We start from the raw sequence: 25,525 nt of genomic DNA, 5'->3' as shown, positions 1-25,525 counted from the left end.
TAGCATTTTAAATACACATAAAAAGGGAAAGGGGAGGAATTTTGTGAAAAGGAAAAGAGAGAATGTTTGGCTGGCAGTTGCAGGGATCGTTAAACATGATGATCGATGGTTAGTGGTAAAAAAGAAATATGGTGGTTTGACTGGTAAGTGGTCCTTTCCTGCTGGATTTGTTGATGAAGGCGAAACAGTGGACGAAGCGGTTAAGCGTGAGATTTTAGAAGAAACCGGGATTGAAGCGGAGATTACTGGGGTTCTTGGAATCCGTTCTGGCGTCATCAAGGAACAAATCAGCGATAACATGATCATCTTTCAATTGGAGGCAAAAGGTGGGGAGCTCAAGGCTCAAGAAAGTGAAATCGGAGAAGTAGCTTTCCGGTCCCAAACCGAGTTGTTGAACGACCCGGATTCGTCCCTCATGATTCACTTTTTTCTAGGGAAAAGCAACGATTTAAGCGGCTTCTCGACACATGATTTGAACCCAGGAACACAATTTGGATACACAAATTATAAAATTTTCAATTTACGTTAAAAAAGTCTGAAAAACATAAAAAGGAAGAGTAAAAAACCGTTGTATACGTTTACATGGAGGCATATAGACCGATATCAGATTTTTCAAAAAACTCCTCGGATGATATATTATCTGAAAATTTAAAAAAGAGGTGACAACCATGAAAAAAGAACAAAAGAATCGAAATCCTCAATCTGTATGCCAATATTGCAAGGGAATGGGATATTTCCAATTACTGCTTGGTGGATCTGAAACTTGTGACCATTGCGGCGGTAGTGGAAGAAAAAACAATTAATAGTTATGACAGGTTTTTGAACACGAGTGATTTTTATTTAATGGACCCCTTTCGCTAGCATTGACTCTATAGGTTTAAATAAAGTAAACTAGTCAATGGATATAAAGGGGTGACCATTATGCCGTTAACTATTCCAACGCTGATCATTTCCATGCTTTTGTTTATGATTTTGTTTTTTGGAATCGGCTTTCTACTCAATATGCTTCTGAGAATGACCTGGGTGATGGCAGTCATTTACCCGATTGTCGTCATCATGATCGTCGATGATATAAACTTGACAGAGTATATCACTGCACCAGCTTCTTCGTTTCCAGAACTGACGAATAGCATTGTTCAATTGCACTTTTCTGATATATTAGTTCTATTATTCGGTTTACTTGGCGCTATTCTCTCTGGAGTCTCGATCAAAATGCTCAGAGTCAGAGGCTATCAAATGTTCTAGAATGTCATAAATTCATAAAGAAAACTCTTTCTTATAGTGTAAACAAGGGACTGACCCAAAGCATCATCCACACAGCGGATGTTTGGGTGAGTCCCTTCTTTTTATGGAAAGGCTGTGCCAGGCACCTTCAAAGAAGCCTTGTAGGACAAGGGGTTTGAAAGTGTACCAGGCACCGATTTGGAAGCGTTGGTACTAATGGATTCTCCTTCGGTACCTGGTACCACAACTCACGATGATTTAAAGTGAATATTCAGACAAATCGTTCCTCTCATGAATACTTTCTGGTGATTATGGAAAGTATTAGGCATGAGAGGAGTGAAGAGATGCAGTTTACAAAAACAATCCTGAAACGCTCTCTTATGTGTTGCTTGTTCATCCTTGCCCTATTCATGACAATCGGTAAGCTCTCCGGAGTAGAGGCTTCAGGATTAATGGGTTGGACAAATCAAAAAGAAATCTCTATCAACTTAGAAGCAATGGAACATATGAAGAAGAGAACAGCTATGATGTTCAAGTCGTTATTCAACAAGAAGACACCTTTATTACTCGCATCAGATGCGATTGCTAAAGAAAGTTCACTAGAAGCAATGGTAGATACAGATCGATACCCTAAAGTGGAGGTCGTTGCGACTGGGTATACTGCGGGTGCTGAATCGACAGGCAAGACGGAGGCACACCCAGCTTTTGGAATAACAAAATCAGGTGTTAAAGTACGTCGCGATTTATATTCTACCATCGCAGCTGATATATCTGTTTTCCCGATTGGCAGTATTCTATTTATCCCTGGTTATGGATACGGCGTGGTTGCTGATACAGGATCGGCCATTAAAAATAAGAAGATTGATCTTTATTACGAGGAAGTGAAAGATGTATTCGAACAGTGGGGAAAGAAAACCTTAGAAGTATATATCATAAAAAAGGGTAATGGCGCTCTGACAGAACAAGAGTTGAACGAATTGAATGAGCAAGAATCCATGCAAGTATTCCGTCAGCAGCTGTTTCCACCAAAAGATACTTAATAAGAACCCCATATAAAAAGAGGACTGACCTGGAAAATCCATGATTGCTATGGATAAAGGCCTCAGTCCTCTTCACTTATTAACTAGTATAATCGCTTCCCCAGCTACCGAAAACCTGTCTCTCGATATCTTTAAAAATTGGCATTCTATCATTAAATTTTTGGGATTATCTTTAAAAATCTAATATTATCTTTAATTCCGCAAATTTATCTTAAAACCAGCTGATTTCAAATCAACTTCAACAACGGATCTCCTTGTCTTTCATTAAAAGCAGGGTAGTGATCCGGATGAATGAGCGAGGCGATTTTCTGCAACCCGATCATTAAACGGGGTGATGGTCTGCAAAAGTAGGGTTCTTCCAGCACATGCACATTTTTGGTTCTCATCGCTTTCATTTCATTCCAACCAGGGCGCTTTTGTAAAACAACTGGTTTTACTTTCTCGGTTCGGACACCTACCCAAACGAGACAGATATGGTCTGGTTCCTTCTTTCGTACTGTTTCCCAATCTGTCTGAAAACTCGCTGTATCCTCCTCTGCAAAGCAGTTGACAGCACCGGCCAGCTCACTGATTTCCGTAAGCCAATTGATACCTCCAGGTGTGAAAACGGGCTTTGGCCACCATTCCCAATACAGCTCAGGTTTTTCATCAATTTTTACAGCTATTCCGCGATACATCTCTATCATCGAACGAAATTGCTCCACAATCGTCTCAGCACGATCCTTAATACCTGTCAACTTCCCTAAAGTGAGAAGATCAACAGCGATTTCATCCAACGAGTTTGGATTAAATACATGAAAAGGGATGTTTCGTTCCTTTAGTTTCTCAATATTTTTCTCCATACCCGGCACACTTAACGAGGCGAGTACGAGGTCTGGCTGCAAGGCCTCGACTTTATTGATATCAATATCAAGGTCAGGACCTAAACGAGGTAATTCATCAATTTCTTTGGGCCAATCTGAGAAATCATCCACGCCGACAAGAGAAGAGGCCAGCCCTAGATAGGTTGCTAATTCTGTATTGCTTGGACAAATCGATACAATGCGGATTTTAAACGCCCCCTAGTGAATAAAACCGTAATAAATACCAAGACTTAACCCAATACCAAGGATTGCCCCGAAAAAGACCTCACTCGGGCGATGGCCGAGCAATTCTTTCAATTCCCTACGCTTTTCTTCTTCGTTCTTGTTAGGCCAGTTCTTAATTTCTGTGGTGAGATGCTGAAAATCACGTACTAATTGATTCAGCACGATTGCCTGTTCTCCAGCTTGCCAACGAACACCTTTAGCATCATACATGACGATGACACTGAAAACCACCGTAATAGCAAACATCGTTGAGCTGACTCCTTCAAGTAGTCCGACTGAGGTAGCTAAACTCGTGACACCGCTTGAGTGTGAACTGGGCATTCCTCCCGTACTGAAAAATAAATTCCATTCAATCTTTCGAGTGGAAATATACATGATCGGAATTTTGATCGCTTGTGCAAATAATATTGCGAAAATCGAACACCACAATGGAAAGTTAGTGATAAGTGCGTCCAAGAAAAGCAACGTCCTTTCTATAAAACTGATTATTTTTAAGTTTACCATATCCTCTTTGTATTGATTACCCGCATTTTGCTCCAGGTATGCACATGGTATGATGGAAAGGGGAGGAGATGACATGGATTATCCGATGGAATATTATCAATTCTTCATAAAATTCAATGAAGGTGATTATTACACATGTCACGATCTTCTTGAGGAAATCTGGATGACAGACAAGCAGAATCTGTTTTTAAAAGGGTTGCTGCAGATGTCAGTCGCGATTTACCATTACGAGTATGGCAATGTAAAAGGAGCAAGATCAATGTTCGAGCGAGCCATTGAATGTTTCGAGGCGTATCCGACGTACTATTGGGGATTGAATACTAAGGACCTATCCGCTTTTGTAAATGAATGCCTCGAACGGATACCTCCACTTGAATCGGTTCCATTTGATGAAGTCAAGACATTGCCGGAATTACCTCGAATATATTTGTATTTAGAAGAAGATGTTTAGGTCAGCGAAGTATTTCGATATAATAGGTATAATGAGGACAATAGGGGGAATTAGATGTTTACAATTAAAAATGGTATCGACCTTAAAGAAGACTTACATACTTTAGTCGTTGGAGTATGCTCTGACGACAAGAGACCAACAGGTATTACGAAAGAAATCGATGATGCGCTCAATGGTCATATCACCGAACTTTTCAAAAGTGACGAGCTTTCAGCAAAATTGAAAAAAGTGACACGGGTCCACACTTTAGGGGGACTCGGCGTCAAATGTATCTATTTTGTTGGACTCGGCAAGAAAAAGGGCCTTACATACCGTACTGTACGTGGTGCTTTCGGAAAGGCTGCCAAGGAGCTTAAGAACAGTAAGCAGGAAGAAATCGCTATTGCCCTTGATTCATTCAGTTCAGAGATTGAAATTACTCAAACGGCACATGCATTAGCGGAAGCGTTCATCCTTGCCACATATAAATTCGAAGATTATAAAGAGAAGAAGAACGATAAACGCTATGAGTTGAAATCGATCTCTGTCTTTTCTGAAGAAGATGAGACAACGGTCAATAACGCTTTAAAAATTGGTGAAGCGTATGCTGCAGGTACAAATGTCGCACGTGATTTGGTTAACACGCCAGGAAACATGCTTACACCGACGGATCTTGCCGAGCAAGCGGTCAGCATCGCGAAAAAATACGACTTCGAATACGACGTTCTTGAGCGTGAAGATATGAAGGAGCTTGGCATGGGCGCCTTGTTAGCGGTAAGCCAGGGGTCTGAACAAGATCCGAAAATGATTGTCGTCAAATATAAGGCGAAAAAGGATTGGAATGACGTGCTCACGTTTGTCGGGAAGGGTCTTACTTTCGATGCAGGCGGATATTCCATCAAGCCAGCGCTTAACATGCATGAAATGAAATCCGATATGGGTGGCAGTGCTGCTGTTCTTGGTGCGATGGAAGCGGTTGGACGACTTAAGCCAGACGTGAATATCATGTTTGTCATCCCTTCGAGTGAAAATCTGATCAACGGTTCTGCGATGAAACCAGGTGACGTAATTACATCCATGAGCGGGAAAACAATTGAAGTGACGAACACCGATGCTGAGGGTCGTCTGATCTTAGCAGATGCGCTTACGTATGCAAAAGAGCTTGGTGCATCTTATCTCGTAGATCTTGCTACTCTGACTGGTGGTGTCGTTGTGGCATTGGGAGACATCGCCTCAGGTGTCATGACGAATGATGAAGATTTCTTCGAGAAGTTTGAAAGATCTGCAGAAGAAGCAGGCGAGTATGCTTGGAGGCTTCCTATGTTGGATCCATATAAAAAGATTTTAAAAACCAGCGATGTTGCTGATTTCGTCAACTCAGCCGGAAGACTTGCTCATCCGATCCAAGGGGGTGTCTTCCTTTCTGAATTCGTTGGTGAAACACCTTGGCTGCACCTTGATATTGCGGGAACAGCCTACAGCAACAAGACGAGCGATCTGGGGCCTAAGGGCGCAACTGGTGTCATGACACGGTCTATTTTAAAACTGATTGAAAAATTCGAAACGCAATCATAATTTCATTTGATACCTCTTCAGTGAACATGCTGGAGAGGATTTTTCATTAAATATCAGACTACGCTAAAGGCTTGGCTTTGCCAAGATTTCTTTATGGCATAATACCGGATGCAGGAACCGGATGTGTTGACACTCCCAAAAATTCATGTTAGATTGTGTAAGGTTTTAATACATTAGTGATTTATCGAGATAAAGGATATTTGGAGGTCAACATCATGAATGCAGTCTTAATTGCTGTGCTGGTCATGCTTATCTTGAGCTTGATGCGTGTACAGGTTGTATTAGCACTTGCCATCGGTGCGTTTACAGGTGGAATCGTCGGGGGACTGGGGATAACCGAGACGATCACTGTTTTTACAGAGGGGCTAGGCAACAATGCTGTAATTGCACTAAGTTATGCACTATTAGGAGCATTTGCTTTAGGCTTATCGAAGACAGGATTGCCAGAGGTGCTTGTTTCTGGAGTATTGAAAGTTACACAAAAGCAAGGGGATACAAGAAAAAAAGCTTTATCAAAAGCACTATTGCTTTTGATTATCGTGACCATCTCCATCTTTTCACAAAACCTCATACCAATCCATATCGCTTTTATTCCGATTTTAATCCCGCCGTTGTTGATGATTTTCAATGAGCTGAAAATGGACAGGAGAGCATTGGCTTCTTCTATTACATTCGGATTGACGGCACCGTACATTCTGTTGCCGGTCGGCTTTGGGCTGATATTTCACCAGATCATTCAGGAAGAAATGGAGAAAAGCGGCTTGGCTGTTGACATGGCGACGATTCCGAAAGCGATGAGTCTGCCTGTCATCGGAATGGTGATCGGTTTGCTGTTCGCCTTATTCGTCTCATACAGAAAACCGCGTAATTATGAAAGTAGGGACATCGCAAGTGAGAGTGAAGGCATCAAGGCGACCTATTCTATTCGATCAATCACGTTTGCCATCATTGCGATTGTAGCGACGGTCGCGATACAAATTCTGACGGAATCGATGATCATGGGTGCCTTGACTGGAATCATCATCCTATTATTCAGCGGTTCATTCTCAATCCGTGAATCCGACGTCATTTTTACAGATGGGATGAAAATGATGGCTTTCATTGGGTTCGTCATGATTACAGCCGCTGGATTTGCTGAAGTTATGCGTGAAACCGGGCATATTGAACGACTCGTAGAAAATGCTTCAGCAGTGTTTGCAGGAAATCAAGTTCTTGCAGCGCTTGTCATGCTTCTTGTCGGATTGCTCGTCACGATGGGAATCGGTTCATCCTTTGCAACTATTCCGATCATCGCTACGATCTTTGTTCCATTCGCCCAGGAGTTAGGCTTCAGTCCTTTAGCGATCGTTGCGCTGGTAGGAACAGCAGGCGCACTTGGTGATGCAGGTTCTCCCGCATCTGACAGTACACTAGGTCCTACAGCCGGACTTAATGCCGATGGCCAACACAATCACATTTGGGATACCTGTGTGCCGACATTCCTGCACTATAATATTCCGCTTGTGTTATTTGGATGGATTGCTGCCATCATCTTTTAAAATAGGAATGATAAGACCTTCCTTTATGGTGAGACCTGCAAAACGAATACAGTAACTGGAAAAAGCGCCCTTCGGGGCGTTTTTTGATATGATGAAAGAAAAATGCAAAGGAATTGGATAAATGTTAAAAGATCAATATCAGGAAACTCTTTCCTTTCATGCCGAGTTGTACAATTTAATACCAGAAGATCACCTATTAAAGAAAATCGATAAGGTGGTTGATTTTTCATTTATATATGACCTTACGAAGGAATCATATTGTATGTATTACGGACGACCAGCGACTGAACCAGAGTTACTACTTCGAATTCTTCTCATCCAGACCTTATATGATTTATCCGATGATCAAGTCATTCAAGATGCCAATTTACATTTAGCTTATAAGTGGTTTTTACGATTGAATCCCGAAAGTTCTTTACCCCATCCTACACAATTAAGTCGATTTCGAAACCATCGATTAGGAGCTAATCGTGTAGAGGAAGTATTGGAAGAACTCGTCAAGCAGTGCCAGGAAAAAGGGATCATCCAATCGAAAGCACTCATTTTAGATTCTACACATGCCCAAGCAAACGCAAGTAAGCGTTCGCCTCTACAAGTGCTAACAAAAGCAGCTTCAAGGCTCTCCAGAGCCGTTAAAAAACAACATACCAAACTACATAAAAAATTACCTAAAGCTCCAAAGCTTAATGATATTCCAGAGGAAGAACAAGCTAAAGAAATGCTTCGGTATTTAGCCCATTTAGGTGAACAAATCGAACAGGCTCTTCCAGATGCGGAAGGCGCGATAAAGGATAAGCTGGAGACCGCAAAGAGAATTGTCGAAGACGAAAGGCTTCTTTCGAAGAAAGGGATTCTGTCAGCAGTAGACCCGGATGCGCGTTTTGGATGGAAGTCTACTACAAAATCCTTTTATGGTTATAAGAATCATCTTGCGATGACCGAAGAAGAAATTATTACGGGTGTTCAGGTCACTCCAGGAAATGTAGATGACGGTAAGCAATTAAAAGAATTAGTGAACCAATCTAAAGCTGGTGGAATGGAAGTTAACGAAATTCTCGCTGATACGGCTTACTCATCTAAGCATAATTTATCCTACTTACAACAAAATTTAATCACAGCATCCATCCCACTCAATCCATCTGTTTATGGAGCACGAGAAGAGGACAACTTTCAATATGATAAAGAAAGAGATCAAGTGATTTGTCCAGCAGGACACCATAGTATTCGAAAAGCTCGAACGGGTAAAAAAGATACTGGAACAAACCAAATGAACACTTTTTATTTTGACGTTGATATATGTAAAGAATGTCCGTTAAAAGAAGGGTGTTATAAAGAGGGGAAAAAATCAAAAACATACTCCATTCGGATCATTTCTGAAGAACATCAACAACAAATGAAGTACTTAGACTCGGAAGAGTATCAAGAACGGAAAAAGGTACGTCCATCTATAGAGCATAAGAATGCGGAATTAAAAAGATTCCATGGGTTAACCAGGGCGAAATACCGTGGTTTATTAGGTATGAAAATACAAACCTATCTCTCGGTGTTCGCTGTAAACATTAAAAGAATGACAAAATTATTACCACAAAATGAGCTGGGAAATGTGTAATATCAGCCCATACTTCTTGAAACAATGTAAAAATCCACCAGAAAGTTAAGGTCAACTTTTCTAACTGGTGGATTTTTCTCTATTAAAGATTTTTTCGCCCTATTTTGCAGGACTCTCTTTATGGGAGGTCTTTTTCTATTGATGAAGAATTGTGAGAGTAACGTAGAGTAGTTTGGGGAGCCTGAGAATAGATCAGAAATCGCGAAAGAACGTAAAATTATCGCACCAACAATTCTCACGATATTTCAACTGGAAGAGGTGTTTAATGATGTATTTCGGAAAAGAGGAATCGGAAAAAGACGAGCGGGTGCCGCCTAATCAAGTCGTTACAAAAAAATGGCCAGTACTGCATTACGGGAATGTACCTTATTATAATGATCTTAGCGAATGGGATCTCAAACTGTTTGGTCTTGTCGAACAAGCAGTCCATTTGACGTTTGATGAGGTGATGGAAATGCCGTCTACACGGTTGAAAAACGATATCCACTGTGTAACAGGTTGGTCGCGGCTTGATAACCAATGGGAAGGAATATCAACGAAGGAAATTGTAAAGAAGATTAAACTCCTTCCTGAAGCGAATTATGTATTGATTCATGCTGAAGAAGATTGGACAACGAACCTACCTCTCGAAGACTTTTTAAAAGAGACAAGCCTTCTTGCTCATACGCATGATGGGAAGTCGTTGACCCCTGAACATGGATTCCCTCTCCGTGCCGTCATTCCACATCTTTATTTTTGGAAAAGTGCCAAGTGGATCCGTGGGATTGAATTTACAGCTGAAAATAAGCCAGGATTCTGGGAACGGAATGGGTATCATATGCAAGGGCGTCCATGGAAGGAAGAAAGGTTCAGTTGGGATTGATCGCAGAGTAATTATGGACAAGACTGAGTTACATAAGTTCAATAGAAAGCGTGCTTGAAGGATAGTTAGATAATTTAAGTGGTTTAAGCGGATGAAAAAGGGCAAAAATACACTGAATATTTGTAAATACCCTGATTTTATTGGTAACAGCCTGAAAATATTGGTATGTATGTTAAAGGTAAACGTCGTTTAAATATTGGTAAGAGCAACCTGAGGGAAAATAAAACTCTTAGGTTGCTCTTTTCTATTGCTTTCTCCGGTGCCTGGTACGGTCATCAATCGAGGTATCTTCTTGCGCCTGCGTATTCTTCTCCGTATCCTGGTGCGTCGTAATCATCAATTTTCACAGTAGTGCTTGAGTTTGGTGAATGAATCATCTTACCATCGCCGATGTACATACCGACATGGTGGACACGGCCTTGACCATTATTATAAGCGAAGAAGATCAAGTCACCTTTTTGTAGATCTTCCCGGGCGACTGGTGTGCCATGTGTAGCTTGTACAGAGGAGTCACGTGGAATCGTGATCCCGTTTGTTTTATAGACAGTATGGGTGAACCCTGAGCAATCAAATCCAAACCCTGACATTCCAGCCCATAAATAGGGGAGTCCTAGAAATTTTTCAGCCGTTTCAATCACATCATCTGCAGTCGGCGCAGGAATATCGCTTTTAGATTCATAAACATTCACATCTTGAACTGATAACCATTTAGCACCGTCACTCGGGGTCATCACCAATAACATGCTGCCGACTTCTTTTAACACAGGAAGTCTGGTGTTCATGCTGATTTCCATGTATTCAGATGTCTTTTCCATATCTTCATATAACCAAGTAGTCGGTTCATTTACCAGAGCTACCGACTTACGATCGACCATCTTCTCGAACCCTTTCCCGTCAGTTAATTGATCTTTTGGCATCCATCCAGGGTAGCCTTCATCGTTTCGAGGGGTAGGCTGTTCATGGGCTGCTACTTTCACCCAGTCTCCTTGCTTTTCTAAGATGGTAACTTTTGAACCGAGCAAAGCTTGGGTTTCCAAGTTTCCGACAAGCCAAAGCTTCTCCTCGTATGACATTGAACTCGTCCATGCACGAAGATCGACTGGGTTTGATGCTGACGGCTCATCAACAGGACGTAGTAGGCCCGGCGCGACCCAAAGCGTTGCAGCAGCGACATCGACATAAGCTGTTTCTGACCCAGTTTCAGCTGAATTTTTTGCGCTGACCATATCCATTGAGAAAAAAGTAACCAACATGACCGAAAGAAATCCGATCATCCATTTCCGTAACTTCCCCATAAAATGATTCTCCTTTCGTTTTTGAATATTAAAGGGCAGACAATATGTTTGCTGTCAAAATCCCAAAGTAAGTTCCTAGCAGGCTTCCAAGCACCGCCATCAATATTCCGATGGGAATCAAAGAACGATGGAAGGCACCAGCTAAGATCGGAGCGGATGCAACTCCTCCAATGTTGGCAAGGGACGCGACACCCATTGTAAAGAGGTCAAGCTTGAACAGTTTAGCTAGGAGGAACATGAAGACACCATGGAAAAACAAAATCATGAAGCCCGAAATGATATAGACAGGCGCCTGGAAAAGCTGTGAAAAATCTGCGTGTGATGCGATCAAAGCAATGACGATATACAACATCACTTTAGAAATCTCCAATGAGCCTGGTATCTTTGCCACTCTTGTCATCGCAAGCACAATTCCGACAACTGAAGCGAAAGTGATCGTCCAGGTCGTACTATTAACAGCTGTGCCAAGTTCAGGGAGACTGTTCCCAAGCTTTGTACCTAGTGCTGACACAAAGATGGCAAGAGCAAGCAGGCTGAGCATCTCCACGAACCCGAACCCCACACCTTCATTTTCCTCGTTCGATGCTGAAATCTCTGCGGAAACCTGATCGAGGTACGTCGTATTCGTCTTGGTCCATCGATTGAATTTATCGGCAAATGGTACGAGCCAAAACATGAACATCACCCAGAACGAATAGTTTACCGTATCCATGATCAATGCGTAACCGAATATGTTTTCTGGCACAGTGAGGATGTCCTGGAGAATCACCATGTTCGCCGATCCGCCTGTCCAACTTGCGCTCAATGCCGCAAAGGCTTTCCATGTGTCAGCTGCATAGAAACCTTTCAACAAGATGTATGTAATCGTGAAGGCAGCAACGATGCTTATTGAGGCGGCAAAGAATGCACCCAGCATTTTCGGTCCCAGTCGGATGATCTTACGTAAATCGCAATGGAGGAGCATAAGCATCAACATCGCCGGCAGCAGGACACCTCTTACGGTCCCATAGGCGGTATCATTGGATTCGGTCGCACCGAAAACACCGAATGTCTGCAACAAAGCACATACAAGATAAATCAAGACGATTCCGGGAACATACTTGAAGAACTTCGAACGGCTTCTTTTTTCGGCAATAGCGATGATGGCGGTGATGACCAGTAAGACACTGACATACATGATCCCATCCTGAATCAAATTCATTCAACTCCCTTCAAAATTTGATTGAATAAAAAAACAGCTAATAGACGGAGACGTCCGATTAGCTGGATTTCCTCTAAGTGGCTAGAAGAAGCAACTATTCTTCAGTTATTTGCTGGAATTTGATACTTGCATTCTTAAAAGCGACAACCAACGCTTTTTGGGAGGAACCAAAATAGCGCGTCTCGATCTCCCTGGATACTTTTTCAGTATCCATGATCGATTTTCCGAGGAACAGTGATTTGACGAATTTCTCTGTAAGTTGGATGGTCGAAGAACAATCAGCATCTACAATCAGACCGCTGCCTTTATCGATGACAAGTCCGATGAAGAACGCGTTGAACTTTTGGGTGATCGGATTATTGGAACTGGTTTTGGCATCTCCAATTATGTAAATCGTGTTTTCACTATACATGCTGATCCTCCTAAGGCAAAACGCGGGTATAATGAGAGATGTCCATCGGATGGATGAACAGTCATCAAAATAGGCGTTCTGGACCTTCAGCCATATTGTAATATAGCGGATGAATATTCTCAATATTTAATCTATTTTATAGTGGAAAAATAGGTCGATGTTATCAGATAACTTACAACGACAAAAGTCTACCTCCCATTTAAAAACCATGAGGGTCCGGTTATAAGAAACGAGACTTGAGATCGATAAATCCGTAATGTTACTATTAGGTCACATTATTAATGTTACCTTTTTATCACATATAAAAGAAGGTGTTGAAAATCAATGAAAAGTTTGATGAACTTTCAATTACATTCAAAGCGTTAGGTCATCCGATCAGGCGGCAAATTCTAGATTTTCTCAATAATGGACCATTATCGACTGGAGATCTGGATGAGAAATTCCCGGATGTGACCCGATACACTGTCATGAAACATCTTGATATGTTGGAAAGTGCAAATCTGATCACAATCAGAAGGGTGGGCAGAGTACGTTTAAATTATTTGAACGCAGTTCCGTTGCGAAAAATTTACAATCGTTGGGTAAATAAGTACGAAAATCAAGATGCAAGTTTAATGTTAGGGTTAAAAGAACAAATCGAACAAACCAAGGAGAGGGATGTTGAATTGGATAACGGACTCAAGCAAGATACGTTTCAAATTGAACAAGAAATCACAATCGAGGCACCAAGGGGCCAGGTTTATAAGGCTCTAACAGAAGATATCGATCAATGGTGGGCATATCGGCTTAGCGGGATAGCGAAGTCTACATTGACACTTGAACCGAAAGTAGGTGGCCGTTTCTTAGAAACGTGGAACAAAGATGAAGGGGCACTTTGGGGTAGCGTTACGTATGTTAAAGCACCAGAAGAAATCCGGTTGAATGGGCTCTTAGGCATGAGAGGCGCTGTGAATAGTGCTTATACATTTCTTTTAGAGGAAAAAGGCGACCAAACGATCTTGAAGCTTTCCCACCATGCGAGTGGATTATTAGACCCCCAATGGAAAGAGATGCATGAAGGCGGCTGGCAAGAACTGCTTGGAAAGTTCCTTAAAGAATATGTTGAATCTGGGAAAAGACCTGAACAAGCTGAATAATAATGTGAAAAAAGGTGGCCAACCTCTCTAAGGAAAGGTGCCACCTTTAATTATGGATGTCAGTCTTCTATGAATTGCATATCAGGAATCCATTGTGACATATGTTGCTTGATCTCGTTATAGGTTTGTTGTTGTTCAGTAAGCTGGAACATCGGTTGAATGGTATATTGGCGATCGACCCAAGTTGGCAGGAATGCTGGATCTTCTAGAGAAACGGCCACTTCGTCCCCCTTAACGACCTTTTTTGCGGTAACTTGCACAATACCGCCAATATCTTTATAATCCCTTCTCTGGCCTGATAGGAAATTTCCTAAGGAGTAAACGACGAAAGTACGGCTGCCGTCAGCGTTTTCGATCCATTCAGCTGGCTGGAGGACATGTGGATGATGGCCGATAATGATGTCTGCTCCAGCTTCTGCCGCTTCACTAGCAAGAAGCTTTTGTTGCTCGTTCGGCATCCTTTCATATTCATTACCGAAATGAAGGCTCAAAACGACGACATCTGATACACGTTTTGCTTCCTTAACTTCACTTTTGATCAAATCAATATCAATCAGGTTGACAAGATAGGGTTTTGACTCTGGGACAGGTATGCCATTTGTACCATACGTATAACTTAGGAATGTAAAATTAATATCATTTCGTTCAATGAGTCGGATGTCTGCCTGATCGTCTTCAGAGCGATAAGCCCCGGTATAAGCCATATCGATTCTATCCCAATGATCAAGCGCATTCATGATTGCTTTTTCACCACGATCAAGGGTATGATTGTTAGCAATCGTAACAAGGTCTACACCAGAGTTTTTCAAAGTGGTGCCAATCTCATAGGGACTGTTGAATGATGGATAGGTCGAAACCCCGATCTCAGTCCCGCCGATCATCGTTTCTTGGTTTGCCATCGTTATATCAGCGCTTTCAAGGTATGGTTTTACAAGTCGGAACATAGGGTTGAAATCATATTTTCCATTGCCGGTCGCAGCTTGATTATACACGTAATCATGTATTAAAATATCACCGACTGCCATTAAGGACGCGGTGGTGATGATCTCTTCAGGTTCCGCTTCAGGAACATTAGGCTCAGTTGCTTCTGCATGTGTGGATTCTCCCCTTTGAGCACCATTCTTTTTAGTTGCTGTTTCTGAAAAAGGACCCAGATTCAATAACAACACAAAAAACAGACTGAAGGAAACGACAAATAATGAGATAGCCGTGACTTTTTTCATAAATCAACCCCCTTACTTCTATTTTAGCTTATTAATTAATACAAGCTATGACTGTTTTTGGCGAAAAGAGTCGAACTTTAGACTTAAATAAAGAATTTCATAACAAGGAGTACTTACATTATGATTCAATATGGTTTAGGAGAATATTCACCTTGGGTGTTTTCGGATGTTCATGTGGACTTGATGGAAGAAGACAGGTGGAAGAACCTTCATCTTTCGTTTGATTTGAAAAAAGGAGAGATACCTGAAGGACTGACTGACCCTTCGCTCTTAGTTGTAGCTGACGGGGATACTGTGATGGAAATCGTTCTATTGAATGAAGGCTGCGACTCGGAATATAAGCTGACAGATTTGGAAAAAGAGCAGCTGATCACTCTGTTGAAGGACAAAAAACTGCTATAAATAAACAAAAAAAGGGCTGCCCATACATTAATTTGTTGGACAGTCCTAATTGGTTTTTAGAGGCATCTGCTCCGCCATTTGTGCCAGTCTCCTTCTACATCTGCTTCAGTTTTACGATATCTAAAAACCCGCAGATTTCTTCACTGATCTCCTCGGGGATTTCTTCAGGCAATAAATGACCAGCGTTTTCATATACCTTCAATTTGGCATTCGGTAAATCATTGACCATCCGCTCGCCAACAGGCAAGGGGATGACCTGATCGTGTTTTCCCCACAGTAAAAGGACAGGATGATTCACTTCTTGCAATTCTTCTGGCTGCATATCCCCTTCACGGTGCCTCAACACTCGGATGAGCGCATGGAATGTTTCTTGATCGTTAAAGGGTTGAGCATATCCATTTATCAATTCATCATCAATCAAAGATGGGTTATGGACGACGGTTAGAAGGTTTTCCCGCACTCCTTTTTTACCGATCCAATGCTTGATTACAGAAACAAAAAAGGGCAAATAAGAGCATTGGACGATAAAGCGGCTTGGCCGCTTCAAATAACCAGAGCAACCGATCAAAATCAGTTTTTCGATTTTATCCGGTGCAGTTTTGGAAGCATGCATCGCAACCTGCCCACCCATAGAGTGACCAATGACATAAACATTTTCTATCTTTAAACTTTCAATGAAATCAGCGATTAGCTGACCGTAATTCTTTAACGAATACATGAACTTTCTGGATTTTTCGCTTTTTCCAAAACCAGGCAGGTCGATGGCATAAATATGAAAATGTTCTTTCAAGATCGGAATGAGCCGTCGGAAACTGAAACAGGAACTTAAGAAGCCATGAATCATAATTAAGACAGGAGCATCCGGTTTCCCATGAGGATAATGTTCATAATATATATTGATATCCTGAAGCCGCATCTGTTTTGCTGGGTTTGTTTCCTCAGCTGTAGATACCATCATCTCCATTTTACTACCCTCCAACTTCCCCTTTTTTAATTAGGTTTTCCATCCTTCCAAAGGTCATGTAGGTAAAAAAATGACAATAAATTTAGCCGTGCACTTGGACAAACGTCTGAAAAAAGGGCTCTTTTTCGTGCATATAAGCCTTCCGTTTTTTGGTTCAAGTACATATTTTATTATGAAGAAATAGAAGGAGGTTTAGGGGAATGCCTCAGTATTACGATAACGATGAATACGATTTCGAATCAAATGTATCGGATGAACGTCCAGGTTGTTATCCGAAACCATATTGCCCACCGCCTTGTCCACCGCAGCAGCCGCAGCAGCCGCAACAGGTAGCTGGAGTACAGGCACCGGCGCAGAGCCCGCTGTTATGTGTCCCTGTTGGTGCTAATAATTTAGTCGCAGGTGTACAATCTAACGGATTGGTAGCAGGTGCGCAAGCACCTTATGGCGGAGCCCCATCTTATCCATATCCTTTTTATCCAGGAATCGGAGGATTCGGAGGATTCGGGTATGGTTATGCATGGGTGTGGGCTGTAATTGTCATAGTGGTAATCCTGCTCATCATCTGTGGATTCTGGTGGTGGTTCGGAGGTTGGCGTTAGACGATCTGACATTAAAGAAAGGGCTTGGCGAAACTCAAGCTCTTTTCTTTAGGTCAGTTTAAATTCGTACAAGCGGGCGATAGCCTTGATCGTTGTAATTCCTGATAGTTGGGTAAACTGTTACATAATTCGATAATTTTTGGAGGTATACCATGCATTCACGTCAAACAGTCATTTACATTTGTGAAGAATATCCAAGCGGCAACCGTTATTACTATAAAAGGGAACTGATCACCCATGATTCTTGGATGAACCCGAAATCATTGGAATGGTCAGCCCCGCGTCCGATTTCAGAGAGAACGTTCTATGAAAGAGCAAGAGCAGGGTACCGGACAGAGTATCGTAAAATCAACAAGCCAGTTGCAAAGGTCTATCAGTTCCCTCCTCAAGACAGTAGATGTTTTCCATACTACCCGAGAATGAGATGGAGATGACCAACCAGGATCTGGAAATTAAATGGGTTTAAAAAGCTGAAGAAGTGGAACATAACACAATAGCAGATTATCATGGATGGGAGCTGTAAATTTGGAAAATTATCGTATTGCAAAAGATACATTAGGAAAAATCAAAGTTCCGAAAGATGCCTATTATGGAGCACAAACCCAAAGAGCTGTCGAAAACTTCCCAATCAGCGGGCTCCGCTTGCCGAGAGCTTTTATCAGGGCACAAGCGATCATTAAACGATCGGCCGCGGTTGCAAACCGTGATACAGGTCAAATTGAAGAACAGAAGGCGAATGCCATCATCCAGGCTGCTGAAGAAGTGATGGAAGGGAAGCTCGATGATCAATTCGTGGTCGATGCCTACCAAGCTGGTGCTGGAACATCCCAAAACATGAACGCGAATGAAGTCATCGCTTCAAGGGCGAGTGAAATTTTAGGTGGAGAACGTGGAGATTGGACAAAGGTCCACCCGAATGATGACGTCAACATGGCACAATCGACGAATGATACCATTCATGTTGCCATCAATATCGCTGTCGCCGAAGAACTTCATCGTCAGTTGTATCCGGCACTAAAAAAAACGATCCAAGCATTGGAAGAGAAGGCTGAAGAATTCCACCCGTATATCAAATCAGGTCGCACCCACTTGCAGGATGCTGTCCCGATGCGATTGGGACAATCCTTTGAAGGTTACGTACAAAGTATTCGGAATGCCTATGACGCTGTAATAATGTCCGAACCGTTCTTATATGAGATCGGCCTTGGAGGCAATGCTGTCGGAACCGGGATCAACTCACATCCTGAATATAGTGACAGGGCGATTGAAGCGGTGGCAGAAATCACAGGCTTGGATTTTAAGCAGCCGAAGAACCGTTTCAGTTTCATGCAAAATACTGGCGCAGCCATTCGCGTCAGCCATGCACTGAAAGAAATCGCGATCCACTTGATTAAGGTTTCAAGTGATTTCCGTCTCTTAAGTTCCGGGCCAAGAACAGGAATCGCCGAGTTGAATCTGCCTGCAGTCCAACCAGGGTCATCCATCATGCCAGGGAAAGTGAATCCGGTCATCCCTGAAAACCTTTATATGATCTGTTCACAAGTCATAGGGAATGACACCTGTGTATCAACAGCTGGTATAGGAAGCCAGCTGGAAATCAATCCGATGATGCCGATCATTGGCTATAATGTCCTGCAATCGATCACGATCTTGTCGACTGGTATGGAAACATTCACTGAACGTTGCATAAAAGGGATCGAACCGAATGAAGGCAGAATGAGTGAACTGATGGAAAACAGCCTCGCGCTGGCCACTGCATTGAACCCGAAAATCGGCTATGAGAAAGCAGCGGAAATCGCTAAGGAAAGCTTTCGTTCAGGAAAGACTGTTCGGGAAGTCATCCTTGAAAAAGGAATAATGTCTGAAAAAGAAGCAGTAGAACTTCTCGATCCAGAAAATCTTGTTTAAAAACTTCCTCTTCTATAATATGCTTGCATACTTCTTAAGGCAGACACCAGTCTGTCTTTTTCCTTTTTATAGCCTTTGTTAAACAGTTATGTTGATTTTTGCTGTAAATTTGCATATATCAACAAGGAACTTAAACATAGGCTTTTTAAAAGCTAAAACACCCCTCAGAATTACTTTTCTAAAAAAATTTTCAAAAAACTGTATTTACGACAAACTTTTTGTGAATTATATGGGTAATATAAGTGAAATTGGAAAAAATATAGTTTTATTCTTGAAACATAGACCATAGTCACTCGTCTAATATAAAGGACAGGATTATAATGTAAAAGTATGGGTATTTTTAGAAATGAATTGAAGGAGGCAAGTCAGATGTGTGGATTTGTCGGTTATGTCTTTGACCAACAACAAGAAATCGATGCATGTGAAACAAGACAATTAAAAGGGATGACCAACCTTATCACTCATAGAGGTCCGGATGATGAAGGGTTTTTTTATGATGGTCATGTCAGGTTCGGTTTCCGCAGATTAAGTATCATAGATTTAGAAAGCGGTCATCAGCCATTATCTTATGAAAACGACCGATATTGGATCATCTTTAACGGTGAAATATATAATTATATCGAACTTCGTGATTCTCTGCTTAAGGATGGGTATGAATTTGAAACCCATTCTGATACTGAGGTCATTTTAGCTAACTATGTATGTAAAGGTCCAGAATCGATCAAGGATCTTCGCGGCATGTTCAGTTTTCTGATCTGGGATAAAGAGAAGAAAGAATTGTTTGGTGGACGCGATCCTTTTGGAATCAAGCCGTTCTTTTACTTGGAAGAGGATGGACATCTTTATTGTGCATCCGAAAAGAAAACCTTGCTAGCTTTAAAGAGAGAGGATGAAGTCAATTTAGAATCACTTCATCACTATCTGACTTATCAGTTCGTTCCAGAACCAGATACGATGTCAGTAAACATACAGAAGTTGATGCCGGGCCACTACTTCCTAAAGCAACCCGGACAAAAAATGAAAATCCAGTCCTACTGGTTGCCGACGTTTAATGTAAAACATGCACCGATTAATCGAACCATAGAAGAAATCCGAAATGTTTTAAGAGATTCCGTGAAGGTACATATGCGTAGTGATGTACCGGTGGGCAGTTTCTTGTCTGGTGGCATCGATTCAAGTGCGATCGTTGCTTTAGCCAGTGAAATCAATCCTAAGATCAAGACATTTACAGTTGGTTTTGAGCGGAAAGGGTACAGCGAAATTGACGTTGCAGTCTCCACTGCGGCTGCCTTGAATGTTGAGAACATTCATTATATCGTCAGACCAGAGGAATTCATAAGTGAATTACCTAAGATAATTTGGCATATGGATGATCCTGTTGCAGATCCAGCGGCCATCCCTTTATATTTCGTTTCCCGAGAAGCGAGTAAGCACGTGAAAGTCGTACTCTCCGGTGAAGGAGCAGATGAATTGTTCGGCGGGTATACGATCTACAATGAACCGAACTCATTAAGAAACTATCAATCGTTACCTTTAGTCTTGCGTAAGTGGTTGAAACAACTATCCGATCTATTGCCTGAGGGGACAAAAGGGAAGAGCTTCATCGAACGCGGCAGTATGTCAATGGAAGAGCGTTATATCGGTAACGCGAAAATGTTCAGTGAGCCAGAAAAAGAATATCTGCTCAAATCGTACAACAAAGATTGGAATTACAAGAAAGTCACAGCTTCCATTTACGAGAACGCGAAATCCTACCATGACATCCACAAAATGCAATATGTGGATATGCATACATGGTTAAGAGGAGATATCCTTGTAAAAGCAGATAAAATGACGATGGCTAATTCTCTAGAGCTGCGTGTGCCGTTTCTTGATAAAGAAGTCTTCAAGGTTGCGTCTCAAATCGCGCCGACAGATACGGTGACTAACGGAACGACGAAATACGCTTTCCGTGAAGCGATGAAAGGGATTGTACCAGACTCGGTCCTTTACCGCAGAAAGTTAGGATTCCCGGTACCGATCCGTCATTGGCTGAAAAATGAATTGTATGATTGGGCGAGGAGATTGATTAGAGAAAGTAAGACAGAACGTTATTTGGATAAAAAAATCGTCTTGCGTCTACTGGATGAACATCGTACTGGAAAGCTCGATTACAGCCGTAAACTATGGACTGTCCTTATATTCATGGTCTGGCACCAAATTTATGTGGAAAACCTTTATGACTTCCAAGGTCATTTGCTTGAGGACGAAGCTTTCACAGAGAAAAACGCCTTATCGAGCTAATATATCTGAATAGAAGCATGGATGAAAATTTCATTAGGGTTTAAAAGGAAACCATTGTCATTCCAGTGGTTTCTTCCTTTTTTGAACGCACATCGCTTTTGTATAAACCCGTGTTGTGTGTTATACTGTTAAAGTTAAAAAATTTGTAGGAGTTGTTACTTGTATGAAATACGAAGTTGGAAGCATAGTAGAGGGGAAAGTCACTGGGATCAAACCGTTCGGTGCGTTTGTTGCCCTAGATGACCAGCATCAAGGTCTCGTTCATATTTCAGAGGTTTCTCACGATTACGTGAAAGATATAAATGATCACCTATCTGTCGGAGATGCAGTAGAGGTGAAGGTTATGAACGTAGAAGAAGATAGCGGGAAGATCTCCCTCTCAATCCGTAAAACTCAGGCTGCGCCTGAGCCTAAGCAGCAACAGCGCCCTCGTCGTAAGCGCCCAGCTCAAAACGATAACGCTCAAGGGTTTAACACTCTTGAAGATAAACTCAAGGTTTGGCTGAAAGAATCCAACGACCGCCAAGCACAATTGAATAAGCGTTTGAAAAAATAAGCAAAAAAGCAGCTACATTTCCGTTAGCTGCTTTTTCTGTTATGTCATTTCAGTTCTGTTTTCGCGTTCAAACTCCTCAGAAGGCCTGAACAACAAGGTTAGGCAATACAGTCCGCTAAGACCTACCAATCCATAAATGATACGTGATAGAACAGAATCTTGTCCGCCGAATATCGCTGCCACTAAGTCGAATTGGAAAAAGCCGATAAGTCCCCAGTTGATGGCACCAATAATTGCTAATGTTAACGCTGTGCGTTGAAGTCCATTCATATTGTGCTATACCTCCTTCAATGTGGAAGAATTTACTTATCTCTTATTTTGGAAAAAATAGACGTTTTTTATACATTTCTTATTCGCTTCGTTATGTGAAACAAATTACTTTACTTAAAAAGATTGAATTCGAGATAATATTAACGTACTTCAAAAAATTATCGCTCGTCTACAGAGTCCTAATAAATAAAGAGGAGGAGTATGATGGAATCTTTTGAATTTCGAAATCCGACCAAATTGATCTTTGGTAAAGGTCAAGTAGAGGCCCTGGAAAAAGAAGTCCCTCAATACGGTAAAAATGTAATGGTAGTATACGGTGGAGGAAGCATTAAGCGGAACGGTTTGTACGACCAGGTTATGAAACGGTTCTCAACTATAGGAGCTGGGGTAACAGAATTATCCGGAGTTGAACCGAACCCGAGATTGACTACTGTTCGTAAAGGGGTTGAACTTGTCCGCGAAAATAATGTTGACTTCTTGTTGGCAGTCGGTGGAGGAAGTGTCATTGATTGTACGAAAGCGATTGCCGCTGGAGCAAAATACGACGGAGATGTTTGGGACCTCATAACCAAAAAAGCTGAAGTGAAAGAAACTCTTCCATTCGGTACTGTTTTGACATTAGCTGCCACTGGTTCAGAAATGAATTCAGGTTCAGTCATAACCAATTGGGAGACGAACGAGAAATATGGATGGGGAAGCCCTTTGAACTTCCCTAAATTCTCTATCCTTGATCCAGTCAATACAATTACCGTTCCACAAGATCAAACAGTTTATGGTATTGTCGACATGATGTCACACGTACTGGAGTCCTATTTCCATCCAGCTACGAATACGAAGCTGCAAGAACGGATGGCTGAGGCGATATTGCTGACAGTAATCGAAACCGCACCAAAACTGCTTGAAAACCTTGAAAGTTATGAACATCGTGAAACCATTTTGTACAGCGGTACGATGGCATTGAACGGTATTTTACAGATGGGTGCCCGCGGAGACTGGGCAACACACAATATTGAGCACGCTGTTTCAGCCGTGTATGATATACCGCATGCAGGCGGTTTAGCTATTCTATTCCCGAATTGGATGAAACATAATATCGATAATGCAGAGCGTAAATTGAAACAATTGGCTGTACGTGTGTTCAATGTAGATCCATCGCCTAAATCGGATCGCGAACTTGCCTTAACGGCAATTGAGAATATTCAAGAATTTTGGACCTCTCTGGGTGCGCCAACCCGCTTAGCAGACTACGATATTGATGACTCGAAAATTGACTTGATGGCAGATCGGGCAATGGCACGAGGAGAGTTCGGGAACTTCAGACCGCAAAATAAAGTGGATGTAGAGAAAATCTTAGAAATGTCATTGTAAAAAAACAATGGGATGGCCCAAAAGTAAGTCCGCTCAAGGAGATGAAATTTGGGTCACCCTCTTTTCCATTTTACCGACTCATCTCCATTCATTTACTCTTTTATGTTGAAATGAAAGCGTTTTATCATGATTTCTGAAGGGTAAGTGAAAAAGGAATAATATGAAGGGAACAGGAGGGAAAATGATGCAACAATCATTACGTAACATTTGGACAACTTTGTGGAACTGGCACGATCAGGCAAAGGAATTATTGAAACTTTCTTCTCCACATAATGGATCGTCGTCTAACACTCAATCAAACACGAATAATCATGCTGCAAATTCATCTGGATCCGGCCCTGGACCTGCATACGGTAGGCGGAAAGGAATTGGCCTTATTTTGGGTCCATTGCTTTTCTTGGCAACACTCATGTTTTTCCAACCAGAAGGCCTTTCTTCTGAAGGATTGGCGATTTTGGCAAGCACAATCTGGATTGCAACCTGGTGGATTACAGAAGCGATTCCGATACCTGCCACCTCTTTACTACCGTTGATTCTCTTCCCGCTGACCGGTGGATTGAGCGGTGATATCACCGCCTCATCTTATGGAGACAACACGATTTTCCTATTCTTAGGTGGATTCCTGATCGCTTTAGCGATGCAAAAATGGAATCTTCATAAACGGATTGCCCTCTTTATCATATCTGCAATCGGTACGAGTACTGAACGGATTATCCTCGGTTTCATGGTTGCAACTGGTTTCCTTTCCATGTGGATTTCAAATACAGCTACTGCCATGATGATGGTCCCGATCGGCATGGCCGTCATCTATCAAGTATCTGAACAGTTGAAGAAGGAAGGACATGAAAATACCGATGTAAAGAATTTCAATTTCGGAAAAGCGATCATGCTTGGAATTGCCTACTCCGCTTCAATCGGGGGGCTTGCAACCTTGATCGGGACGCCTCCGAATACCATTTTTGCAGGGGTTGTCCAAAACACATACGGAATCGAAATTTCCTTTGCGTTATGGATGATGTTCGGCGTACCGATTGTCATCGTGCTGTTGGCCATCACATGGTATTACCTGGTGAAATTTGCATTTCCAATGAAAATTCGCGAGCTTCCTGGTGGAAAAGAAGTGATCCAGAAGGAAAAAAGGTCACTTGGTTTAATGGGGCCGGAAGAGAAAATCATCCTGGCTGTTTTTACATTGACCGCTCTTGCTTGGATTTCTAGATCTTTTGTTTTGGTTGAACTGAATGATAACATCAACGATACAATTATTGCGATGATAGCAGCAATTGTGTTATTTATGATCCCATCAGCTACGAAAAGGGGAGAGTTCCTACTCGATTGGGAAACGGCAAAAGGTGTGCCTTGGGGCATCCTGCTCTTATTCGGAGGTGGATTGGCGATTGCTGCTGGTTTCCAGGAGTCAGGGCTTGCAGAGTGGTTCGGTACTCAATTGGCAGTTCTTGAAGGCGTCAATCTGATTCTGATCATTGTAATTGTAACAGCCATGGTCATCTTCTTGACTGAGATCACCTCAAATACTGCAACTGCTACAATGATGTTCCCGATCATGGCATCACTTGCTGCTGCATTGTCAGTTCATCCGTATGCGTTGATGATTGGTGCAGGCTTAGCGGCAAGCTGTGCGTTCATGCTTCCCGTTGCGACTCCTCCGAACGCAGTCGTGTTCGGTTCAGGATATCTGCGCATCCCAGATATGGCTCGGGCAGGATTGTGGCTGAATCTCTTATCAGTTGTTATCATTACAATAGCGATTTATTTATACTTACCAGCTGTTTGGGGAATCGACATCACAAGCTTCCCGGAGACATTTAGAAAATAACTATTTTGAAAGGCGTGAGGAAAGGCTTCCTATGCCTTTCTTCTTTTTATTTTATAACTAGGGTTCGTTTATTGTCGTCTGATGTCGTTTCGCCGATAAATATTTAAAAATCGCCGATAAAACTGAATTATCGCCGATAAAACGCCTAAATCCGCCGATAAAATTGAATTATCGCCGATAAATTTGAATTTCCGCAAA

Annotated in this window: 26 protein-coding genes; 18 read left to right on the top strand and 8 right to left on the bottom strand. The window is 42.0% G+C overall.

The window, feature by feature from the left end:
• Positions 1-43 precede the first annotated feature (43 nt).
• The 4 genes from ACJROX_RS22715 (at position 44) to ACJROX_RS22700 (ending at position 2,264) form a co-directional block, all read left to right on the top strand.
• Complete coding sequence (locus ACJROX_RS22715; RefSeq protein WP_408007479.1) at positions 44-529, top strand: NUDIX hydrolase; 486 nt, start codon at positions 44-46, stop codon at positions 527-529.
• A gap of 139 nt (positions 530-668) precedes the next feature.
• On the top strand, positions 669-803 hold the full coding sequence (locus tag ACJROX_RS22710) for a YuiA family protein (RefSeq protein WP_408007478.1): 135 nt from the start codon (positions 669-671) through the stop codon (positions 801-803).
• Positions 804-921: 118 nt separating this feature from the next.
• Entirely contained in the window at positions 922-1,245 is a 324-nt protein-coding gene (locus ACJROX_RS22705; RefSeq protein ID WP_408007477.1) for a YuiB family protein, read from the top strand.
• Between the two features lie 323 nt (positions 1,246-1,568).
• On the top strand, positions 1,569-2,264 hold the full coding sequence (locus tag ACJROX_RS22700) for a 3D domain-containing protein (RefSeq protein ID WP_408007476.1): 696 nt from the start codon (positions 1,569-1,571) through the stop codon (positions 2,262-2,264).
• A 227-nt stretch (positions 2,265-2,491) separates the two neighbouring features.
• On the opposite strand, the gene ACJROX_RS22695 is transcribed toward ACJROX_RS22700, so the two are convergent.
• Complete coding sequence (locus tag ACJROX_RS22695) at positions 2,492-3,313, bottom strand: cobalamin-binding protein (protein WP_408011740.1); 822 nt, start codon at positions 3,311-3,313, stop codon at positions 2,492-2,494.
• 12 nt (positions 3,314-3,325) lie between these two features.
• Entirely contained in the window at positions 3,326-3,808 is a 483-nt protein-coding gene (locus ACJROX_RS22690; protein ID WP_408007475.1) for a divergent PAP2 family protein, read from the bottom strand.
• A gap of 121 nt (positions 3,809-3,929) precedes the next feature.
• Between ACJROX_RS22690 and ACJROX_RS22685 the strand changes: the two genes are divergently transcribed.
• The 5 genes from ACJROX_RS22685 to ACJROX_RS22665 all read left to right on the top strand — a co-directional run bounded on the left by ACJROX_RS22685 (position 3,930) and on the right by ACJROX_RS22665 (position 9,870).
• A complete protein-coding gene (locus ACJROX_RS22685) occupies positions 3,930-4,307 on the top strand; it encodes a DUF309 domain-containing protein (protein ID WP_408007474.1) in 378 nt (125 codons plus the stop codon).
• Positions 4,308-4,361: 54 nt separating this feature from the next.
• Complete coding sequence (locus ACJROX_RS22680) at positions 4,362-5,861, top strand: leucyl aminopeptidase (RefSeq protein WP_408007473.1); 1,500 nt, start codon at positions 4,362-4,364, stop codon at positions 5,859-5,861.
• A 215-nt stretch (positions 5,862-6,076) separates the two neighbouring features.
• On the top strand, positions 6,077-7,399 hold the full coding sequence (locus ACJROX_RS22675; protein WP_408007472.1) for a Na+/H+ antiporter family protein: 1,323 nt from the start codon (positions 6,077-6,079) through the stop codon (positions 7,397-7,399).
• A 121-nt stretch (positions 7,400-7,520) separates the two neighbouring features.
• Positions 7,521-9,008, top strand: a complete 1,488-nt coding sequence (locus tag ACJROX_RS22670) for an IS1182 family transposase (RefSeq protein WP_408006191.1) — start codon at positions 7,521-7,523, stop codon at positions 9,006-9,008.
• A gap of 268 nt (positions 9,009-9,276) precedes the next feature.
• Positions 9,277-9,870, top strand: coding sequence for a sulfite oxidase-like oxidoreductase (locus ACJROX_RS22665; RefSeq protein WP_408011739.1), 594 nt, complete (start codon positions 9,277-9,279; stop codon positions 9,868-9,870).
• Between the two features lie 275 nt (positions 9,871-10,145).
• Here the strand turns inward: ACJROX_RS22665 and ACJROX_RS22660 are convergent, their stop codons facing one another.
• The 3 genes from ACJROX_RS22660 to ACJROX_RS22650 all read right to left on the bottom strand — a co-directional run bounded on the left by ACJROX_RS22660 (position 10,146) and on the right by ACJROX_RS22650 (position 12,778).
• Positions 10,146-11,165 (bottom strand): NlpC/P60 family protein, encoded by a 1,020-nt coding sequence (locus ACJROX_RS22660; protein ID WP_408007471.1) that lies wholly within the window; start codon positions 11,163-11,165, stop codon positions 10,146-10,148.
• Between the two features lie 28 nt (positions 11,166-11,193).
• Positions 11,194-12,360 (bottom strand): DUF819 domain-containing protein, encoded by a 1,167-nt coding sequence (locus tag ACJROX_RS22655; RefSeq protein WP_408011738.1) that lies wholly within the window; start codon positions 12,358-12,360, stop codon positions 11,194-11,196.
• 100 nt (positions 12,361-12,460) lie between these two features.
• The gene (locus tag ACJROX_RS22650) at positions 12,461-12,778 is read right to left on the bottom strand and encodes a DUF3870 domain-containing protein (RefSeq protein ID WP_408007470.1); all 318 of its coding nucleotides are present in this window, start codon (positions 12,776-12,778) and stop codon (positions 12,461-12,463) included.
• A 314-nt stretch (positions 12,779-13,092) separates the two neighbouring features.
• Between ACJROX_RS22650 and ACJROX_RS22645 the strand changes: the two genes are divergently transcribed.
• Complete coding sequence (locus ACJROX_RS22645; protein WP_408007469.1) at positions 13,093-13,914, top strand: SRPBCC domain-containing protein; 822 nt, start codon at positions 13,093-13,095, stop codon at positions 13,912-13,914.
• A gap of 59 nt (positions 13,915-13,973) precedes the next feature.
• Here ACJROX_RS22645 and ACJROX_RS22640 read toward each other — a convergent pair whose 3' ends face one another.
• Positions 13,974-15,137: a CapA family protein gene (locus ACJROX_RS22640; RefSeq protein ID WP_408007468.1), complete on the bottom strand. Its 1,164-nt coding sequence runs from the start codon at positions 15,135-15,137 to the stop codon at positions 13,974-13,976.
• A 120-nt stretch (positions 15,138-15,257) separates the two neighbouring features.
• Here ACJROX_RS22640 and ACJROX_RS22635 point away from each other — a divergent pair, with 120 nt between their 5' ends.
• Positions 15,258-15,539 carry a hypothetical protein gene (locus tag ACJROX_RS22635; RefSeq protein ID WP_408007467.1) on the top strand — a complete coding sequence of 94 codons (282 nt, stop codon included), beginning with the start codon at positions 15,258-15,260 and terminating at the stop codon, positions 15,537-15,539.
• Between the two features lie 94 nt (positions 15,540-15,633).
• On the opposite strand, the gene ACJROX_RS22630 is transcribed toward ACJROX_RS22635, so the two are convergent.
• A complete protein-coding gene (locus tag ACJROX_RS22630; protein WP_408007466.1) occupies positions 15,634-16,503 on the bottom strand; it encodes an alpha/beta fold hydrolase in 870 nt (289 codons plus the stop codon).
• Between the two features lie 200 nt (positions 16,504-16,703).
• Between ACJROX_RS22630 and ACJROX_RS22625 the strand changes: the two genes are divergently transcribed.
• The 5 genes from ACJROX_RS22625 (at position 16,704) to yugI (ending at position 21,852) form a co-directional block, all read left to right on the top strand.
• Complete coding sequence (locus ACJROX_RS22625) at positions 16,704-17,105, top strand: hypothetical protein (RefSeq protein ID WP_408007465.1); 402 nt, start codon at positions 16,704-16,706, stop codon at positions 17,103-17,105.
• A 152-nt stretch (positions 17,106-17,257) separates the two neighbouring features.
• The gene (locus tag ACJROX_RS22620; RefSeq protein WP_408007464.1) at positions 17,258-17,539 is read left to right on the top strand and encodes a hypothetical protein; all 282 of its coding nucleotides are present in this window, start codon (positions 17,258-17,260) and stop codon (positions 17,537-17,539) included.
• 76 nt (positions 17,540-17,615) lie between these two features.
• Complete coding sequence (locus ACJROX_RS22615; RefSeq protein ID WP_408007463.1) at positions 17,616-19,013, top strand: class II fumarate hydratase; 1,398 nt, start codon at positions 17,616-17,618, stop codon at positions 19,011-19,013.
• Positions 19,014-19,382: 369 nt separating this feature from the next.
• Positions 19,383-21,296, top strand: coding sequence for an asparagine synthase (glutamine-hydrolyzing) (gene asnB / locus ACJROX_RS22610; protein ID WP_408007462.1), 1,914 nt, complete (start codon positions 19,383-19,385; stop codon positions 21,294-21,296).
• Positions 21,297-21,459: 163 nt separating this feature from the next.
• The gene (yugI, locus tag ACJROX_RS22605; protein ID WP_408007460.1) at positions 21,460-21,852 is read left to right on the top strand and encodes a S1 domain-containing post-transcriptional regulator GSP13; all 393 of its coding nucleotides are present in this window, start codon (positions 21,460-21,462) and stop codon (positions 21,850-21,852) included.
• A 39-nt stretch (positions 21,853-21,891) separates the two neighbouring features.
• Here the strand turns inward: yugI and ACJROX_RS22600 are convergent, their stop codons facing one another.
• Entirely contained in the window at positions 21,892-22,122 is a 231-nt protein-coding gene (locus ACJROX_RS22600; protein WP_408007459.1) for a DUF378 domain-containing protein, read from the bottom strand.
• 204 nt (positions 22,123-22,326) lie between these two features.
• On the opposite strand from ACJROX_RS22600, the gene ACJROX_RS22595 reads away from it, so the two are divergent.
• Positions 22,327-23,490: an iron-containing alcohol dehydrogenase gene (locus tag ACJROX_RS22595; RefSeq protein WP_408007458.1), complete on the top strand. Its 1,164-nt coding sequence runs from the start codon at positions 22,327-22,329 to the stop codon at positions 23,488-23,490.
• 184 nt (positions 23,491-23,674) lie between these two features.
• Positions 23,675-25,327, top strand: a complete 1,653-nt coding sequence (locus ACJROX_RS22590; protein ID WP_408007456.1) for an SLC13 family permease — start codon at positions 23,675-23,677, stop codon at positions 25,325-25,327.
• Positions 25,328-25,525: the final 198 nt, after the last annotated feature.

Origin of the sequence: Pseudalkalibacillus sp. A8 (assembly GCF_045920555.1) — a bacterium.
GTDB lineage: Bacteria > Bacillota > Bacilli > Bacillales > Fictibacillaceae > Pseudalkalibacillus.
The sequence above is the reverse complement of the archived record's forward strand: the minus strand, read 5'-3'. Positions and strand labels throughout refer to the sequence as shown.

What these genes read in the sequence shown, in the direction of transcription:
- ACJROX_RS22710 (WP_408007478.1), top strand. Translation starts at nt 669, where the DNA reads ATGAAAAAAGAACAAAAGAATCGAAATCCTCAATCTGTATGCCAATAT.
- ACJROX_RS22705 (WP_408007477.1), top strand. Translation starts at nt 922, where the DNA reads ATGCCGTTAACTATTCCAACGCTGATCATTTCCATGCTTTTGTTTATG.
- ACJROX_RS22700 (WP_408007476.1), top strand. Translation starts at nt 1,569, where the DNA reads ATGCAGTTTACAAAAACAATCCTGAAACGCTCTCTTATGTGTTGCTTG.
- ACJROX_RS22685 (WP_408007474.1), top strand. Translation starts at nt 3,930, where the DNA reads ATGGATTATCCGATGGAATATTATCAATTCTTCATAAAATTCAATGAA.
- ACJROX_RS22680 (WP_408007473.1), top strand. Translation starts at nt 4,362, where the DNA reads ATGTTTACAATTAAAAATGGTATCGACCTTAAAGAAGACTTACATACT.
- ACJROX_RS22675 (WP_408007472.1), top strand. Translation starts at nt 6,077, where the DNA reads ATGAATGCAGTCTTAATTGCTGTGCTGGTCATGCTTATCTTGAGCTTG.
- ACJROX_RS22670 (WP_408006191.1), top strand. Translation starts at nt 7,521, where the DNA reads ATGTTAAAAGATCAATATCAGGAAACTCTTTCCTTTCATGCCGAGTTG.
- ACJROX_RS22665 (WP_408011739.1), top strand. Translation starts at nt 9,277, where the DNA reads ATGTATTTCGGAAAAGAGGAATCGGAAAAAGACGAGCGGGTGCCGCCT.
- ACJROX_RS22660 (WP_408007471.1), bottom strand. Translation starts at nt 11,165, where the DNA reads ATGGGGAAGTTACGGAAATGGATGATCGGATTTCTTTCGGTCATGTTG.
- ACJROX_RS22650 (WP_408007470.1), bottom strand. Translation starts at nt 12,778, where the DNA reads ATGTATAGTGAAAACACGATTTACATAATTGGAGATGCCAAAACCAGT.
- ACJROX_RS22640 (WP_408007468.1), bottom strand. Translation starts at nt 15,137, where the DNA reads ATGAAAAAAGTCACGGCTATCTCATTATTTGTCGTTTCCTTCAGTCTG.
- ACJROX_RS22635 (WP_408007467.1), top strand. Translation starts at nt 15,258, where the DNA reads ATGATTCAATATGGTTTAGGAGAATATTCACCTTGGGTGTTTTCGGAT.
- ACJROX_RS22630 (WP_408007466.1), bottom strand. Translation starts at nt 16,503, where the DNA reads ATGGAGATGATGGTATCTACAGCTGAGGAAACAAACCCAGCAAAACAG.
- ACJROX_RS22625 (WP_408007465.1), top strand. Translation starts at nt 16,704, where the DNA reads ATGCCTCAGTATTACGATAACGATGAATACGATTTCGAATCAAATGTA.
- ACJROX_RS22620 (WP_408007464.1), top strand. Translation starts at nt 17,258, where the DNA reads ATGCATTCACGTCAAACAGTCATTTACATTTGTGAAGAATATCCAAGC.
- ACJROX_RS22615 (WP_408007463.1), top strand. Translation starts at nt 17,616, where the DNA reads ATGGGAGCTGTAAATTTGGAAAATTATCGTATTGCAAAAGATACATTA.
- asnB (WP_408007462.1), top strand. Translation starts at nt 19,383, where the DNA reads ATGTGTGGATTTGTCGGTTATGTCTTTGACCAACAACAAGAAATCGAT.
- yugI (WP_408007460.1), top strand. Translation starts at nt 21,460, where the DNA reads ATGAAATACGAAGTTGGAAGCATAGTAGAGGGGAAAGTCACTGGGATC.
- ACJROX_RS22600 (WP_408007459.1), bottom strand. Translation starts at nt 22,122, where the DNA reads ATGAATGGACTTCAACGCACAGCGTTAACATTAGCAATTATTGGTGCC.
- ACJROX_RS22595 (WP_408007458.1), top strand. Translation starts at nt 22,327, where the DNA reads ATGGAATCTTTTGAATTTCGAAATCCGACCAAATTGATCTTTGGTAAA.
- ACJROX_RS22590 (WP_408007456.1), top strand. Translation starts at nt 23,675, where the DNA reads ATGCAACAATCATTACGTAACATTTGGACAACTTTGTGGAACTGGCAC.